Source organism: Mesorhizobium sp. M1396, from assembly GCF_040317725.1.
Lineage (GTDB): Bacteria > Pseudomonadota > Alphaproteobacteria > Rhizobiales > Rhizobiaceae > Mesorhizobium.
In genome coordinates, this window is sequence record NZ_JAMYLA010000035.1 from 37,136 (window position 1) to 52,146 (window position 15,011).

Sequence of the window (15,011 nt, forward strand, 5' to 3'; positions counted from 1 at the left end):
TTTTCGGGATCATGGTCTTAATCGCTGCGGCGGAAATTGCGGATGCGGTCGAACAGCACCGCCAGCAGGATGGCGCCGCCGATGAACACGCCTTGCCAGAAGGCATTGATACCGAGCAGGCCAAGACTGTTGCGGATCACTTCGATCAGGGCCGCGCCGACGATGGCGCCGAAGGCGGTGCCGACGCCACCAGCCAGATTGGCGCCGCCGATGACGGTGGCGGCGATCACTTGCAACTCCATACCCGTGCCGAGATTGGTGGTGACGGCGCCCAGCCAGCCGGTCTGGATGATGCCGGCAATGCCTGCCGACAGAGCCGAGATCATGTAGACGGCAACCTTGATCCGACGCACCGGCACGCCGGTCAGCGTCGCCGCATGCTCATTACCGCCAATGGCGAAGATGTGCCGGCCGAATTTGGTCCAGCGCAGGATGAAACCGGTGATCAGCGCCAGAAGGATCATGTAAAGAACCGGATTGGCGATCCCGAACACCCAGGCGCCGCCGCCCAATGCCAGCAGTTTGGTGTGGTCCGGCCCGAACTGGAAGACGACGGTGTTGTTGGAGGCGACCATCGCCAGGCTGCGGGCGATCGACAGCACACCGAGCGTTACCACGAACGGCGGAAAGCCAAGATAGGCGATCAGGACGCCGTTGAAGGCGCCGATGGCGAGCGCGGTTGCGATAGAGGCCAGAATGCCGACCTCGATCGAGTAGCCGGCATGCATGGTGACGGCCAGCACCATCGATGACAGGCACAGCACCGAGCCGACCGAGAGGTCGATGCCGCCGGTGATGATGACGAAGGTCATGCCGAGCGCGATGATTGCGACGAAGGTGATGTTGCGGGTGATGTTGTAGAGGTTTTTCGACGTGGCGAAGGCGTCGGTGGCAAACGATAGGAACACGCACGCAAGGATGACGGAGATCACCACCCAGAAAGTCTGGCTGGCCAACAACCTTGCCAGCAAGGATTGCTGCTTGTGCTCGATCGGCTGGTCAATTGTCAGTGCCATCATCGACCTTCATTTGCTGTCATGGTGAAAACGCTTGAAATCAAACCTGTTCGATGGCGCCGGTGATCAGCCCGGTGACTTCCTCGGGCGAACTCGACGCAATCGCCTTGTCGGCGACCTTGCGGCCGCGCCGCATGACGATGACGCGGTCGGCGACGGTGAAGACATCGGGCATGCGGTGACTGATCAGCACCACGGCGATGCCCTGGTCGCGCAAATGACGGATCAGGTTCAGCACCTCGGCGACCTGGCGCACCGAGATCGCCGCCGTCGGTTCGTCCATCAGCACGATCTTGGCCTGGGACAGCATGGTGCGGGCAATCGCCACTGCCTGGCGCTGGCCACCCGACATCTGCTTGACGAGGTCGCGCGGCCGGGTCTCGGACTTCAATTCGGCGAAGAGCTGGCCTGCGCGTTTATACATCGTCGCATAATCGAGGATGCGGAGCGGCCCCAGGCCGCGGCGCAATTCGCGGCCGAGATAGACATTCGCCGCCGCGGTCAGATTGTTGCAGAGCGCCAGATCCTGGTGGACGATCTCGATGCCGTGCTGGCGGGCTTCCGCCGGCTTGTGGAGGATCAACTCCTTGCCGTCCATTCGCATGGTGCCATGGCTCGGGCGGAAATTGCCGGCGATCATCTTGACCAGCGTCGACTTGCCGGCGCCGTTGTCGCCCATCAGGCCGACCACCTGTCCGGGCTCGATCGACAGCGAAACGTCGTTGACCGCCTGGATGGCGCCGAAATGCCTTGAGATGTTGGTGAGTTCGAGAACCGCCACCAGCCTTTACCTCCCCGTGCCTTGCCTGCTTTTCCGGTGGACCGGGCGCAGCTTTCGCCACGCTTTTCCAGCTCCTCCCGGAAACAGCGCTGACCTGCATCTACGCGAATGCCCGCGCAGGCGTCAATTGTCAGACGAATAAGAATTGCCAATAGTCGGGGAAATGCGGCCGGGGGCTGTTGCGGGACGGGGTTGAATCTTTCGAAAAATCAGTTTTGTAGGACAAATGGCATTGACGTTGGCCGCGAGCCGAGATTAGCTGAGCATCGGAGGACTAAATCAATATGTCGATCCCATGCCGGCCTGCCGCGCGGGATCATCAGAGAATTGTCGGTCGTTGCCAGTCAGTTTTCGATCTGGCTGACCGAAATGAAAATACTTATCGGCCTGGCGTATGACATGAGCGCTCGCACAACGACCCTCTGTCATCACGCATCCGGTCGATCTGTGTGGCGGACACGCCGTGTCCGTCTGTTTCCAAGGGAGGACTGACATGAGGAAAACACTTTTGCTCGCCGCCGTCGCCGCCATGGCGCTTGGCGCCGGGCCGGCTTTGGCCAAGAAACAGCTCGTCATTGTCGTGAAAGGTCTCGACAATCCGTTCTTCGAAGCCATTCACCAGGGCTGCGAGAAATGGAACAAGGAAAACGCCAGCTCGGAATATGAGTGCTTCTACACCGGTCCGGCGTCGACTTCCGATGAAGCCGGCGAGGCGCAGATCGTCCAGGACATGCTGAGCAAGGCCGACACGGTGGCGATGGCGATTTCGCCGTCCAACGCGCCACTGATCGCGCAGACGATCAAGACCGCCAATCCGACGATCCCGATCATGACCGTCGATGCGGACCTCAGCAAGGAAGATGCAGGGCTTCGCAAGACCTATCTCGGCACCGACAACTATCTGATGGGCAAGAAGATCGGCGAGTACATCAAGAAGGGCAAGCCGAATGGCGGCACGATCTGCACCATTGAAGGCAACCCGGCCGCCGACAACATCCTGCGCCGTGCCCAGGGCATGCGTGACGCGCTTTCGGGCAAGGACGGCCTCGCCGCACTTGCCGGTGAAGGTGGCTGGACCGAAGTTGCAGGCTGCCCGGTGTTCACCAATGACGACGGCGCCAAGGGCGTACAGGCGATGACCGACATCCTCGCCGCCAACCCCAAGCTCGACGCCTTCGGTATCATGGGCGGCTGGCCGCTGTTCGGCGCGCCGCAGCCCTATCGCGACCTGTTCGGACCGCTCAAGGACCGGATTGCCAGCAACGACTTCGTCATCGGTGCCGCCGACACGATCGGCGACGAGGTGGCGATCGCCCGTGACGGCCTCGTGACCGCGCTGGTCGGTCAGCGGCCGTTCGAAATGGGCTACAAGGCGCCGTCGGTGATGATCGACCTCATCGAAGGCAAGCCCGTCGCCGATCCGGTGTTCACCGGCCTCGACGAATGCACCAAGGATACTGTCGACACCTGCATCCAAAAGTAGGTTGTCGATTTCGGGACGCCCGGCAACGGGCGTCCCGTCACTCCTGAACGGGACGCAATGCTCGGGGCGACAGGCTCCGGCTTTGGCGCGTCCATGGTCTGGATTTTTCGGCAACGAGATCGGCGCACCGTGCAGGTTCGGGCCAACCCGGACGACAGACGGCCGACGCATTGGAACGTGAATGCCGGACGAGAAGTCAAAAGAGCGAGCCGATCGGACCAAGGCACAAGCCAGCCGCCGTCCGGCCGTCATGCGTACTGGTGCGGCGCACTTCGCGGGAGCGAGCGTGCATGTCTCGCTGGCCGGTGAGATTGGCTTGCGGATCGTGCGCGGCGACTATCCGCCCGGCACTATCCTGCCCAATGAGGCCAAATGGGCCGAGATGTTCAACGTCAGCCGTTCGGCGGTGCGCGAAGCCATCAAGATGCTGATGGCGAAAAGCCTGTTGGCATCGCGCCCCAAGATCGGCAGCTGGGTCGAGCCGAAGGAGCGCTGGAACCTGCTCGACCGCGACGTGCTGGCCTGGTACGCGACCGCGCCTGACCGCGAGGCTTTTCTGCGCACCGTACAGGAGTTCCGCCACATCATCGAGCCCGAGGCGTCGGCCTTTGCCGCCCTGCGGCGCAGCGACCAGCAGATGGAGGAGATCAGCCAGGCCTGCCGCGATATGAACGAGGCCCTGAACCTGCAGGACCGTATCCGCGCCGACACGCGCTTTCATCTCGCTATCCTGCGCGCCTCCGGCAACGATCTTTTGGTGCCGCTCGGCGTTCTGATCGAGTCGGCGCTCGACCATCTCTTCGCGTTCACGACGCAGCAGGTCGGCGATCAGCGGCAGGCACAGAAACTGCATGAGGCGATCGAGAAGAACATCCGCCTGCGGCGTCCGGTAGCCGCGCGCAGTGCCGTGCACAAACTGCTTGAAAACACCGACGATGGGATCGGGCGGTCAAGGCGGTGATCGGCGCCTCCGTCTGGCTCGGATCGTCTGCTTCTTGCCGTCCCTGGTCGGCATCAGGTCGACGCCGTTGACCTTGCCGATATGTGTCGCCAGCATCGGCACGAATTGCTCGGCCGGGCCGATGGCATGGGCGCCGGCGAAGGAGTTCTTGGTGGCGTTGCCGAGCGGGTTGGCGATGCCGGCCGCACCCGCCATCGATTCCAGATAGGTCAGGTCCTTGAAGGCATTGGCGATCGAGAATTTGTGGGCGTCGCGGTCGCCCTCCAGCGTCCAGCGCATGAAGGTCTGGTAGAAGCCGCAATCCATGCGGCCGTTGCGGATGACGCTGTCGAAGCGCGGCGGCGAGATGCCGACCTTCTGTGCAAGCGCCAATGCCTCGGAATAGATAGCGGCGTAGCCGAGCGAGATGAAATTGTTGAGCAGCTTCATGCGGTGGCCGTCGCCGGTGTCGCCAATATGGACGATGCGGCCGGCCCAGGTTTCGATCACCGGTTTCACCCTGGCAAAGAGGGCGTCCGGCGCGCCGACCATGGCGTCGAGCGTGCCTTCCCAGGCTTCCTTCGGCGTGCGGCTCAGTGGCGCGTCGACAAAATCGATGCCGAGCGCCTTCAGTTCCGCTGCCAGCGCCACCGTCGAGACCGGATCGGAGGTCGAGCAATCGATCACGACCGAGCCTTTCTTCAAACCCTCCTTGAGGCCGCCGGGGCCGCGAATGATGGCTTCAACCTCGCGTGAGCCGGTGACGCAGATGAAGACGATTGTCGATGCCGCCGCCACATCGCGCGGGGTCGATGCTTCCTTCGCACCTCGACCGAGCAGGTCTTCCGCCGGCTTGCGGTTCTTGCGGCCAAGAAAGGTCAGGGCGTAGCCCTTGTCGACGATGTTCTTGGCGATCCCGTGTCCCATAAGGCCAAGGCCGATAAAGCCGATCTTTTCGCTCGCGGCGGTCGTATTCATGTCTTCAAGTCCTGTTGCAATGATTGATGATCGGCGCTGCCGTTTTGCAGGCGAAATGGTTGCGGATCGCGATATTGTCTGACAATACACATAAATCCCAGAGGATGTGGAGAGCAAAATGGCGAAGCGGATCATGTTCACCGGCGGCAGCGGCAAGGCCGGACGCCATGTCGTGCAGTATCTGGTGGAGCAAGGCTGTCAGGTGCTCAACATCGACACCAAGCCGCTCGACAACCCCAAAGTGCGCACGCTGATCACCGACATCACCGACAGCGGACAGGTGTTCAACGCGCTATCGAGCTACATGGGCCTGCATGAATTCGACCCATCGCTGCGCCCCCAGCCGGTCGATGCCGTGGTCCATTTCGCCGCCATTCCGCGCATCATGATCACCACCGACAACGAGGTATTCCGCATCAATGCGCTCGGCACCTACAATGTCATCGAGGCGGCGGTGAAGCTCGGCATCCGCAAAGTTATCATCGCCTCCAGCGAGACGACCTATGGGCTGGTGTTCGCCAACGAGCCGCGCGATCCCCAATATTTCCCGCTCGACGAGGAGTACGATGTCGATCCGATGGACAGCTATGCCCTGTCCAAGGTCGTCAACGAGAAGACAGCTCGCGCCTTTGCGCAGCGCAACGGCACCGACATCTATGCCCTGCGCATCGGCAACGTCATCGAGCCGCATGAATATTCGCTGTTTCCGAAATGGTTCGCCGATCCTGGTTTCCGCAAGCGCATCGCCTGGAGCTATGTCGATGCGCGCGACCTCGGCCAGATCACGTTGCGCGCCATCGAGAAGGATGGCCTCGGCTATCAGGTGTTCAATGCCGCCAATGACGACACATCGTCCGACCTGCCGACCGCCGAACTCTTGAAGCGGTTCTATCCCGGCGTGCCGGTCAAGGCCGAACTCGGCGAATACGAGACGCTGCTCTCCAATCGCAAGGCGCGTGACGTGCTCGGTTTCCGCCCGGAGCACAGCTGGCGCAAATACGTCAAGCAGGCCTGAGCCGCGGGAGCATCCGGGCTGATCTGTGCACAGCGGCCGGCTTTGCGGCCCAAGCCGCTTGCCGCGCTTGACAGCACCCTCAATCCGGACTTTCTGGAGCCTATGCGGGACGCGAAGCCGAACAAGGAAAAATCGCCGTCGAAAGCGGCCTCCACCGAGCGTCCCGCCGGCGCTCGCCGACCTGATGCGGCGCGCATTCCAGGGTCGAGCGTCCATGCCTCTCTGGCCAGCGAGATCGGCCTCAGGATCGTGCGCGGCGATTATCCGCCCGGCACCATCCTGCCCAACGAAGCGAAATGGTCGGAGACCTTCAGCGTGAGCCGCTCGGCGGTGCGCGAAGCCATCAAGATGCTGATGGCCAAGAGCCTCTTGGCCTCACGTCCCAAGATCGGCAGCTGGGTCGAGCCGAAGGAGCGATGGAACCTGCTCGACCGCGACGTGCTGGCCTGGTACGCGACGTCGCCGGATCGCGAAGTGTTTTTGAAGACCGTGCAGGAGTTCCGCCACATCATCGAGCCGGAAGCGACCGCCTTTGCCGCCATGCGGCGCACCGACGAACAGATGGCCGAGATCAGCCAGGCGTGCCGGGAGATGGGCGCGGCAACCAGCCTGCAGGAGCGTACCCGCGCCGACACCCGTTTTCACCTCGCTATCCTGCGCGCCTCGGGCAACGACCTTCTGGTGCCGCTCGGCGTGCTCATCGAATCCGCCTTCGATCATCTCTTTGCCTATACGACGCGGGAAATCGATGATCTCAATCATGCGCAGAAGCTGCACGAGGCGATCGAGAAGAACATTCGGCTGCAACGCCCGGATGCGGCGCGCAACGCGGTGCGAAAACTGCTCGCCAATACAGACGGCGTCATCCGCGCCCGGTAGACTTATCGATCGCAGCTAATCGTCTTTCTCACGCCCGAAGGCGGTGCGCAGCTCGTCCTTGGCGTCCTCGAGCACTTGCCTGCGCGCTGCAGGTAGGTTCTTGCCGGCGCGGTTGATGTAGAAGTTGAGCATCGACATGGCTGACTGGAACGGCTCGGCCTTGCGCCGGTGGCTGTGTTCGGCAGATCGCTTGAGCGAGGCAGCGATCTTCTTGGCGTCGTCGGATTCGAAGACGTGGTCCTCGAGATCCAACGCGTCGCTGTGCTCGGTCACGTTGGCCGACCATTTTTCCTTGGTGGCGGTCATGGTGGACTCCTTCGCCGGTTTGCTTGTTGGGAAACTCCGCATATTGGCATCGGTTCCTGCATTCGCCTTTAGGTCTGGAGCCACGGATTTGCCCGCTGTGGCGCTGCTGCGGCCCGAGAATGCGCCGATAGTGGCGAGAACGGCAGCCCATTTCGAGACCGCCGACAGGAAACCCCTTGACCCGAACCGAATTGAGCCGGCCGAGCCCCGGCATCGACAGCTCCTATGCCTGGATGCGGCTTGCCATCTCGATGCTGCTGGCGACGATCGGCGCCGTCGGCATGTGGGCGGTTGTCGTGGTGCTGCCCGCCGTGCAGGCCGAGTTCGGTGTCGACCGCGCCGCCGCGTCCATGCCCTACACCGCGACCATGGTCGGCTTTGCCGCCGGCAACGTGCTGATCGGGCGCGCTATCGACCGAATGGGCTACTGGATCCCGGCGTTGCTCTCTTCGATTGGGCTCTCCGCCGGCCTTCTGCTCGCGGCGCTGTCGACCTCGATCCTGCAATTCACCCTTGCCCAAGGGTTGCTGATCGGTGTCGGCACATCGGTGATCTTCGGGCCGCTGATCGCCGACATCTCGCACTGGTTCAACCGCCGGCGCGGTGTCGCGGTGACCGCGGCCGCGGCCGGCAATTACCTTGCCGGAGCGATCTGGCCGACCATCATGCCGACGCTGATGAAGGCAGAAGGCTGGCGCTTCACCTATGCGGCCATCGGCATCTTCTGCCTGGTGACCATGGTGCCGCTGGTGCTGATGCTGCGGCGCGATGCCCCGGCGGCGGCCGCCGCCGGCTCGCCGGGAAGCCGGCCGGTGCAGCCGATCTCGCTGTCGCCGGCGGCCTTGCAGGTGCTGCTGGTCGTCGCCGGCCTCGGCTGCTGCGTGGCGATGTCGATGCCGCAGGTGCACATCGTCGCCTATTGCATGGACCTCGGCTACGGCGTGGCGCATGGCGCCGACATGCTGTCGATCATGATGGCGGGCGGCGTCGTCAGCCGGTTGGCGTCGGGCTTTGTTGCCGATCGCATCGGCGGCATGAAAACGCTCCTGATCGGTTCGGTGCTGCAGTCTCTTTCGCTGCTGTTCTACATCCCGTTCGACGGACTTGCCTCGCTCTATGTGGTGTCGCTGGTGTTCGGCCTGTCGCAAGGCGGCATCGTGCCTTGCTACGCCATCATCGTGCGCGATTACATGCCCGCCAAAGAGGCTGGCCAGCGTATCGGCATCGTCATGATGGCGACCATCTTCGGCATGGCGATCGGTGGCTGGATGTCGGGCTGGATCTACGACCTGACCGGTTCCTATGCCGCGGCGTTTCTGAATGGCATCGCCTGGAATTTGCTGAACATACTGGCGATCGGACTGTTATTCTGGAAGGCACGGCGCAGCACCGCCGTGATGGCTTGAAGGCGGGCAGGATTGTTGCCGTTGCTTGACAAGGACAACAGGCCGCGCGACGCCAGAAGGCGAGTGGGTGCGGCAACGCGGGCCGGCAAGATGGCGACAGCAAAAACGATCGTATCGCGACTGTGCCCTGCCAGGTGCATTCCCGAGCGAGCGCGTCCGTGATCAAGCCACGCTCACGCCGTGGCGGCGGCCGCCCGACCATATCAGATGTCGCGCGCAAGGCCGGTGTCGGCGCCATCACAGTGTCGCGCGCCTTGCGCGAGCCGGAGCGTGTCTCGGAAGAGCTGCGTCGCCAGATCCAGGCCGCCGTCGACGAACTCGGCTATATGCCGGACCCGAATGCGCGGGCGCTGGCTTCGGCGCGCGCCGAGGTGTTCGGTGTTCTGGTGCCGTCGCTCACCAACAACGTCTTCGCGGAGGTGGTGCGCGGCATCTATGACAGCTTGTCGGACAGCCCGTTCCGCATCCAACTCGGCAACACCCATTATTCCGGCCTCGAGGAAGAGCGGCTGCTGCAGGTGTTCGGCTCGCAGCGGCCGGCAGCGCTGATCGTCGCCGGCATCGACCAGACACCGGTCTCGCGAAAGCTGCTGGAAAGCGCCGGCTGCCCTGTGGTGCAGGTCATGGAGACCGGTCCAGATCCAGTCGACATGATGGTCGGCTTCTCGCATCTCGACGGCGGCAGGACGGCAACCGAACATCTGATCGAAGCGGGCTACCGCCGCATCGGCTTCATCGGCGCGCGCATGGACCCGCGCTCGCAGCGGCGCCTGGCAGGCTACCGCGCGGCGATGGAGGCCGCCGGCCTGTTCGACCCGCGCCTTGTCACCACCACGCCGGTGCCATCCAGCGTGTCGCTCGGTCGCGAAATGTTCCGCGACGCACTGGCCAAGGTGCCGACACTCGACGGTGTCTTCTGCAACAATGACGACATCGCGCTCGGCGTGTTGTTCGAGTGTCATCGCGCCTCGATCGCGGTGCCGAAGACGATCGGCATCGTCGGTTTCAACGACCTCGACATGATGCAGGTGGCGTTCCCGTCGATCACCAGCATCCGCACCCACCGCTATGAGATCGGCCGACGCGCGGTCGCCATGGCGCTGGCGGCGATCGCCGGCAACAGGCCGGAGCAACGGATCGTCGATCTCGGTTTCGAGCTCAAGCGCCGCGAGAGCACCGCCCGTTGAATACACAGAGGCGACTGTGCGAATGCCGGTTTACACGCCAATTTGGTAGCGCTACCATTCCTTCTGAACAGGTGGACGAGCAGCGGGGTCGCGCCTGTTTATTATACATAAGCGACAACTAAAACTTGTTTATTATGGATAATATGATAGTTTTCGCCCGGCTGGCGGTGACGAGGGGAGGAACCAGGTCGGCCGTCACGGGCGACTAAACGCGTATGCCATGGCAAGGAGGTGCCGGGCCCATCGCGTCAAAAACTTCGCAAAGCGAAACCATAATCAAGAACTGCAACTGGGAGGAATATCGATGATCAAGTCACTTGTTGGTGGCATCGTTGCCGCCACTGCATTCGTCATGTTGAGCTCGTCGGCAATTGCCGCGGGCCCTGAAGTCGTCAAAGGCCCGGCAGCGGAGCCGGATTGCTTCGTACCCTGGGCCGCGGATACGCAGTTCTTCAAGTTCCCCAAAAAGGCGGGCCCATACCGCATTGCGCTCGCCAACGGCTATATTGCCAATACGTGGCGCATCCAGATGGTGCAGACCGCGAAAGCCTATGCGGCACAGAAGGACGTCGCCGCGAAGCTGAAGGAATTCAAGGTCGTCTCGACCGGCGAAGACGTGCCGGCGCAGATTTCGGCGATCAACAACTTCATAGATTCCGGCTATGACGCGATCGTCGTCAACGCGCAGAACCCGACTGCCTTCGGGCCGGTGATCAAGCGTGCCAAGGAAGCCGGCGTCGTGCTGGTTGCTTTTGACAACATCCTCGACACCAAGGACGCGATCAACGTCAACGTCGACCAGAAAGGTCTTGGCGAGCTGTGGGGCAAATGGCTGGTCTCGCATGTGCCGAATGGCGGCAAGATCCTCGAAGTGCGCGGCGTTGCCGGAACATCCGTCGACACCGACCGCCACAATGGCATCCATGAGGCTCTCGACGCCTCCGGCAAGAAATGGGCCGTCACGGAGGTTGTCGGCAAGTGGGATGACGGCGTTGCGCAAAAGGCTTCGGCCGACGCAATCGCCACCAACGGCCCCTTTGACGGCGTCACTGGACAGGGCGGCGACACCGGCATCGTGCAGGCGATGATCGATGCCAAGCATCCGTTCGTGCCGTTCGGTGGCGAGACCGAAAACGGCTTCCGCAAGTTCTGCGCGGCCCATGCAGCCGACGGGTTGAAATGTTCGTCGGCCGGTACCGGGCCGGCGCAGGTGGCTGTTGCCATCAAGACGGCGATCGCAGCGCTTGAAGGCAATGTCGTCCCCCAGTCAATCAAGCTGCCGCTTGCCGTCGTCGAGGATCCGAACTTCAAGGCTGGTCAGGATTTCTTCCCCGACCAATCCGACAATTTCTTCGTCGGCAATTCTTTCCCGACCTGCGGCATCAATTTCACCGCACAGGAAATCATGGGGCAGACCAAGGAAAACCAGTAGGCCGCACACCCGGCGCCGTGAGATTGCTCATTGCGCCGGGAGTTCGATATCTTGGTGATCAAAGCGCCCCGGGAGGGCCGATGGACATTGCTGTTCCGCTCTTTCGTATGGAAGGCATATCCAAGCGCTATGGTGGCGTGCGAGCTCTGGAAAACGCCGAGCTTTCGGTCACATCCGGCAGCATTCACGCCATCCTTGGCGAAAACGGTGCCGGCAAATCAACGCTGATCAAGGTCATGGCCGGCGTCGTCGCGGCCGACGAGGGCCGAATGACGCTGGATGGCCGCGAGGTGACCTTCGCCTCGCCTGCTGCTGCCAACCAGGCAGGCATCGTCTGCATCTTCCAGGAGCTGTCGCTGGTTCCCGAACTCAGCGTCGCCGACAACATCGTCATTTCCGATCCGCCCAAACGCTTCGGCATGATCGACCGCAAGGCGCAGCGCCGCATCGCGGAAGAGGCGCTGGCGCGTGCTGGTGCCGCCGATATTCATCCGCTGGCACTGGTCAAGGACCTGCCCTTGTCGCGGCGGCAGATGGTGGAAATCGCCAAGGCGCTCGCCAGAAAGCCGCGCATCCTGATCCTCGACGAGGCGACGTCGGCGCTGACGGCGGCGGACGTCTCGAAGATCTTCTCGGTGCTGAAGCGGCTGCGCTCGGAAGGGTTGTCGCTGCTCTACATCTCGCACCGCATGAACGAGATCGCGGAGCTGGCCGACCAGTGCACGGTGTTCCGCAATGGCCGTAACGTCGCCAGCTATCCGGCCGGCTCGAAGAGCGACAATGAAGTGGTCGAGCTGATGATCGGCCGTGAGTACAGCCACATCTTTCCGCCGAAGCCCGCGGCCGTGCCTGCCACCGCCGCCCCCAGGCTCGAAGCCCGCAAGCTCTCGTGGACTAACCGGCTGCACGACATCTCGCTGACCGTCAGGGCAGGCGAGGTGGTCGGCCTCGGCGGCCTTGACGGCCAAGGCCAGCGCGAATTGCTGCTCGCCTTCTTCGGCGTGCTGCGGGGCCTCAGCGGCCAGATCCTGATCGACGGCAAGCCGGTGACGATCGCCAGTCCTTCTGCTGCCCGAAAGGACGGCATCGGCATGGCGCTCATACCGGAGGACCGCAAGACCGAAGGCCTGATGCTGCCGATGACTGTGCGCGAGAACCTGTCCTTCGCCGCGCTGGACCGGCTGTCCAAGGGCGGCATCATCGACCGCGCCGCCGAGCAGCGGCTGATTGACGATATGGTCGGCCTTCTGGCGATCAAGACGGCCGGTCTCGACATTCCGGTCGCGGCACTTTCGGGCGGCAATCAGCAGAAGGTGGTCATCGCCAAATGGATGATGCGCCAGCCGCGCATCATCCTGCTCAACGATCCGACACGTGGCATCGATGTCGGCACCAAGCAGGAGCTCTACCAGCTGATGCGCAAGCTGGCGGATGCCGGGGCGGCGATCCTGTTCTATTCGACCGACTATGACGAGTTGATCGGCTGCTGCGACCGAGTGCTGGTGCTCTATGACGGGGCAGTCAAGCGCGAGCTGGTCGGCGCCGAGATCACCGAGCGGGCGCTGATATCGAGCGCGCTCAACATCCATGGCGAGGACAGCCCCGTGAGCCTGGGAGCGGACGCATGAAGGATTGGCGCTACTGGCTTGCCGAGCAGCGCGGAACGCTGCTGGCGCTCGGCATCTTCGTTGTCATGTTCGTCATCTACACGTCTAACCATCCGGCGGGCTTCACCGCAAATGTCGTGCAGACGGCCTCGAACAAGGGCGTTCTGCTCGCCTTCGTCGCGATGGCGCAGACGCTGGTGGTGATCACCGCCGGCATTGATCTCTCCGTCGGCATGATCTTCCTGCTCACCAACTGTCTGGCCTCCTGGCTGGTTGTGGGCACACCGATGCAGACAACGCTCGGCGTCATCGCGGTGCTGGCGGTTGGTCTGCTCTGCGGCGCCATCAACGGCGCCATCGTCATCTATGGACGGCTGCAGCCGATCGTCGCCACCATTGCCACGGGGGCGGTCTATTACGGCATCGGCCTGTTGCTGCGGCCATTCCCGGGCGGTTCGGTCAATGAGGATCTGGCCGATGCGTTGACGGGCCGCGTGTTCGGCATGGTGCCGGCAAGCCTCGTCGCGCTGTTGGCAATCGTGCTGGTGATCTGGGTGCCGTTCAGCCGCTCGGTGCTAGGCCGCGCCGCTTATGCGGCAGGGTCGTCGGAGACGGCGGCCTACATGTCCGGCGTGCCGATCCGGCGCGGCAAGTTTGCCGCCTACACGCTGGCCGGGCTGCTGGCCGCGATAGGCGGCCTGTTCCTGACCTTCTTCACCTATACGGGCGACGCGGCCTATGCCAGCGGCAATGCCTACACGCTGTTTTCGATCGCCGCCGTTGTGCTCGGTGGCGTCTCGCTGTTCGGCGGCAAGGGCAGTGCCATCGGCGCGATCTTCGGCGCGCTCGCCTTCCGCACCATCGGCGACCTGTTGTTTGTGTTCGATTTCGATCCGCTCTGGCAGCCGCTGTTCCAGGGCGTTATCCTGCTGGTCGCCGTCAGCCTCGGCGCCTTCGCCCTGTTTCGGGTCCGCAACCGGCTGGAGTGGTTCCTGTGAGCGAAACGACGCTTGGCGGCATTGCCGGCCGCATGCCCAGCTTCATCCGCCGCGCCGATCCAGCGGTGCTGACCGCCTTTGCCTGCATTGCGCTGTTGCTGTGTCTTGGCAGCCTTTATTCGCGCAGCTTTCTGTCGCCGGAGTACCTGCTGCAGCAGCTCAAGGTCGCCTCGTTCCTCGGCGTCATCGCCACCGGCATGATGCTGGTCATCCTGCTTGGCCAGATCGACCTGTCGGTGCCCTGGTGCGTGGCGGCGGGCGCGATGATGGCCTGCGCGGCGGCCGCCTATGGTCCGGCCGGGGTGGTGCTGGCGATCCCGTTTGGCATTCTCTGCGGTGTGCTGATCGGTATCGTCAACGGAATCGGCGTCGCCTATCTGCGCATCCCCTCGATGATCATCACGCTGGCCACCAACGCCGTCGCGCAGGGGCTGATGGTCGTCTATACCGGCGGCTTCTCGCCACAGGATTCGGCGACGGGCGCGATGCGCTACCTGGCGACCGGCTTTGGCATTCCGGGCGTCCCCAACGCCGTCATCATCTGGGCGCTGATCGGCGCTGCAATGGTGTTCGTGCTGACCCGCACCAGCTTCGGCCGCACCGTCTACGGCATCGGCAACCGCGAGCGCGCCGCCTATCTTTCCGGCATCGACACACGACGCGTGGTTATGATCGCCTTCGCGGCGTCGGGCGGTCTCTCCGCTTTCGGGGGCGTGCTGCTCGCCGGCTATGCCTCCAAGGCGGCGCAGTCGATGGGTGATGCCTATCTGTTGCCGTCGATCGCGGCTGTCGTGCTTGGCGGCACCTCGATCCTGGGCGGCCGCGGCTCGTATCTCGGCACCGTCGCCGGTGTCATCCTGATCACCCTGCTGCAATCCATCCTGTCGGTCATGCAGATGCCGGAAGCGGGGCGGCAGATCATCTACGGCGTCGTCATCGTCGCCATGCTGCTGCTCTACGGCCGCGCGCCGGCAAGCCGCTGA

Annotated in this window: 14 protein-coding genes; 10 read left to right on the plus strand and 4 right to left on the minus strand. The window is 63.1% G+C overall.

Going from position 1 to position 15,011, the window contains the following annotated elements; translation table 11 throughout:
• Positions 1-17 precede the first annotated feature (17 nt).
• On the minus strand, positions 18-1,016 hold the full coding sequence (locus NKH02_RS22110; protein WP_352865604.1) for an ABC transporter permease: 999 nt from the start codon (positions 1,014-1,016) through the stop codon (positions 18-20).
• 40 nt (positions 1,017-1,056) lie between these two features.
• Positions 1,057-1,797 (minus strand): ATP-binding cassette domain-containing protein, encoded by a 741-nt coding sequence (locus NKH02_RS22115; RefSeq protein WP_352881455.1) that lies wholly within the window; start codon positions 1,795-1,797, stop codon positions 1,057-1,059.
• Between the two features lie 493 nt (positions 1,798-2,290).
• On the opposite strand from NKH02_RS22115, the gene NKH02_RS22120 reads away from it, so the two are divergent.
• Together NKH02_RS22120 and NKH02_RS22125 are read left to right on the plus strand one after the other, a co-directional pair.
• The gene (locus NKH02_RS22120) at positions 2,291-3,280 is read left to right on the plus strand and encodes a sugar-binding protein (RefSeq protein WP_352865576.1); all 990 of its coding nucleotides are present in this window, start codon (positions 2,291-2,293) and stop codon (positions 3,278-3,280) included.
• 181 nt (positions 3,281-3,461) lie between these two features.
• Positions 3,462-4,241, plus strand: a complete 780-nt coding sequence (locus tag NKH02_RS22125; protein ID WP_352865575.1) for a FadR/GntR family transcriptional regulator — start codon at positions 3,462-3,464, stop codon at positions 4,239-4,241.
• On the opposite strand, the gene NKH02_RS22130 is transcribed toward NKH02_RS22125, so the two are convergent.
• Positions 4,230-5,198, minus strand: coding sequence for an NAD(P)-dependent oxidoreductase (locus NKH02_RS22130; RefSeq protein ID WP_352881458.1), 969 nt, complete (start codon positions 5,196-5,198; stop codon positions 4,230-4,232). The genes NKH02_RS22125 and NKH02_RS22130 overlap by 12 nt on opposite strands.
• Positions 5,199-5,316: 118 nt before the next feature.
• Here NKH02_RS22130 and NKH02_RS22135 point away from each other — a divergent pair, with 118 nt between their 5' ends.
• Both NKH02_RS22135 and NKH02_RS22140 read left to right on the plus strand, forming a co-directional pair.
• On the plus strand, positions 5,317-6,213 hold the full coding sequence (locus NKH02_RS22135; protein ID WP_352865570.1) for an NAD-dependent epimerase/dehydratase family protein: 897 nt from the start codon (positions 5,317-5,319) through the stop codon (positions 6,211-6,213).
• 102 nt (positions 6,214-6,315) lie between these two features.
• Entirely contained in the window at positions 6,316-7,092 is a 777-nt protein-coding gene (locus NKH02_RS22140; protein WP_352865568.1) for a FadR/GntR family transcriptional regulator, read from the plus strand.
• A gap of 15 nt (positions 7,093-7,107) precedes the next feature.
• On the opposite strand, the gene NKH02_RS22145 is transcribed toward NKH02_RS22140, so the two are convergent.
• Positions 7,108-7,398: a DUF3175 domain-containing protein gene (locus NKH02_RS22145; RefSeq protein WP_352865567.1), complete on the minus strand. Its 291-nt coding sequence runs from the start codon at positions 7,396-7,398 to the stop codon at positions 7,108-7,110.
• Between the two features lie 176 nt (positions 7,399-7,574).
• Between NKH02_RS22145 and NKH02_RS22150 the strand changes: the two genes are divergently transcribed.
• The 6 genes from NKH02_RS22150 to NKH02_RS22175 all read left to right on the plus strand — a co-directional run bounded on the left by NKH02_RS22150 (position 7,575) and on the right by NKH02_RS22175 (position 15,011).
• A complete protein-coding gene (locus NKH02_RS22150; RefSeq protein ID WP_352865564.1) occupies positions 7,575-8,804 on the plus strand; it encodes an MFS transporter in 1,230 nt (409 codons plus the stop codon).
• Between the two features lie 158 nt (positions 8,805-8,962).
• Positions 8,963-9,991: an HTH-type transcriptional regulator GntR gene (gntR, locus tag NKH02_RS22155; RefSeq protein WP_352865563.1), complete on the plus strand. Its 1,029-nt coding sequence runs from the start codon at positions 8,963-8,965 to the stop codon at positions 9,989-9,991.
• 304 nt (positions 9,992-10,295) lie between these two features.
• The gene (locus NKH02_RS22160; RefSeq protein ID WP_352865561.1) at positions 10,296-11,423 is read left to right on the plus strand and encodes a sugar ABC transporter substrate-binding protein; all 1,128 of its coding nucleotides are present in this window, start codon (positions 10,296-10,298) and stop codon (positions 11,421-11,423) included.
• A gap of 80 nt (positions 11,424-11,503) precedes the next feature.
• Complete coding sequence (locus tag NKH02_RS22165; protein WP_352865560.1) at positions 11,504-13,051, plus strand: sugar ABC transporter ATP-binding protein; 1,548 nt, start codon at positions 11,504-11,506, stop codon at positions 13,049-13,051.
• Entirely contained in the window at positions 13,048-14,028 is a 981-nt protein-coding gene (locus NKH02_RS22170) for an ABC transporter permease (RefSeq protein WP_352881461.1), read from the plus strand. Before NKH02_RS22165 ends, NKH02_RS22170 begins: the two co-directional genes overlap by 4 nt.
• Positions 14,025-15,011 carry an ABC transporter permease gene (locus NKH02_RS22175; RefSeq protein ID WP_352865556.1) on the plus strand — a complete coding sequence of 329 codons (987 nt, stop codon included), beginning with the start codon at positions 14,025-14,027 and terminating at the stop codon, positions 15,009-15,011. Before NKH02_RS22170 ends, NKH02_RS22175 begins: the two co-directional genes overlap by 4 nt.

Excerpts from the sequence above, each read along its gene's own strand:
- NKH02_RS22140 (WP_352865568.1), top strand. The coding sequence starts at position 6,316 with ATGCGGGACGCGAAGCCGAACAAGGAAAAATCGCCGTCGAAAGCGGCC.
- NKH02_RS22145 (WP_352865567.1), bottom strand. The coding sequence starts at position 7,398 with ATGACCGCCACCAAGGAAAAATGGTCGGCCAACGTGACCGAGCACAGC.
- NKH02_RS22135 (WP_352865570.1), top strand. The coding sequence starts at position 5,317 with ATGGCGAAGCGGATCATGTTCACCGGCGGCAGCGGCAAGGCCGGACGC.
- NKH02_RS22130 (WP_352881458.1), bottom strand. The coding sequence starts at position 5,198 with ATGAATACGACCGCCGCGAGCGAAAAGATCGGCTTTATCGGCCTTGGC.
- NKH02_RS22170 (WP_352881461.1), top strand. The coding sequence starts at position 13,048 with ATGAAGGATTGGCGCTACTGGCTTGCCGAGCAGCGCGGAACGCTGCTG.
- NKH02_RS22110 (WP_352865604.1), bottom strand. The coding sequence starts at position 1,016 with ATGGCACTGACAATTGACCAGCCGATCGAGCACAAGCAGCAATCCTTG.
- NKH02_RS22160 (WP_352865561.1), top strand. The coding sequence starts at position 10,296 with ATGATCAAGTCACTTGTTGGTGGCATCGTTGCCGCCACTGCATTCGTC.
- NKH02_RS22125 (WP_352865575.1), top strand. The coding sequence starts at position 3,462 with ATGCCGGACGAGAAGTCAAAAGAGCGAGCCGATCGGACCAAGGCACAA.
- NKH02_RS22120 (WP_352865576.1), top strand. The coding sequence starts at position 2,291 with ATGAGGAAAACACTTTTGCTCGCCGCCGTCGCCGCCATGGCGCTTGGC.
- NKH02_RS22165 (WP_352865560.1), top strand. The coding sequence starts at position 11,504 with ATGGACATTGCTGTTCCGCTCTTTCGTATGGAAGGCATATCCAAGCGC.